The organism is Mycobacterium simiae, from assembly GCF_008370645.1.
Taxonomy (GTDB): Bacteria; Actinomycetota; Actinomycetes; order Mycobacteriales; family Mycobacteriaceae; genus Mycobacterium; species Mycobacterium simiae_A.
Map to the genome: position 1 here is coordinate 1 of NZ_VTZN01000540.1, position 438 is coordinate 438.

Below are 438 nucleotides of genomic sequence, written 5' to 3' on the forward strand. Positions count from 1 at the left end.
GCGCGGACACGTGGCGTTTCTGCAGATTCAACCCCCCGAGCCCGTGCGGCGCTAGGGCAGCCCGTTGTTGCCGTCCCGGCCCAGTAGCAACCCGCCGCTGCCGCCGCCGCTGGCTTTGCCGGCGGGCGCGCCACTCCCGCCATTGCCGCCGTTGCCGCCATTACCGATCAGCACGGCGCTGCCGCCCGCACCGCCATCACCGCCGGCGGCACCTAGCGCGAGGATGCCGGCGTTGCCGCCGGCCCCCCGTCGCCGCCCACCAAGGAGCCGCCCGCGCCGAACCCGCCAGTGCCGCCGGCGCCGCCGGTGCCGAACAACAAGCCGCCGGCCCCGCCCGCACCGCCGGGCCCGCCGCCGACAGAGGCGGCGCCGCCGGCGCCGCCGTTGCCGAACAGCCCGGCGGCCCCGCCGGCACCGCCAATCGCGCCGGACCCGCCC

Annotated in this window: 2 protein-coding genes; both read right to left on the reverse strand. The window is 79.2% G+C overall.

Going from position 1 to position 438, the window contains the following annotated elements; genetic code table 11:
• Positions 1–51: 51 nt before the first annotated feature.
• On the reverse strand, positions 52–174 hold the full coding sequence (locus F0Q45_RS29825; RefSeq protein WP_262491211.1) for a hypothetical protein: 123 nt from the start codon (positions 172–174) through the stop codon (positions 52–54).
• A gap of 38 nt (positions 175–212) precedes the next feature.
• Positions 213–438 (reverse strand): hypothetical protein (locus F0Q45_RS29830; protein WP_262491212.1); only part of this gene is annotated, 226 nt, incomplete at its 5' end.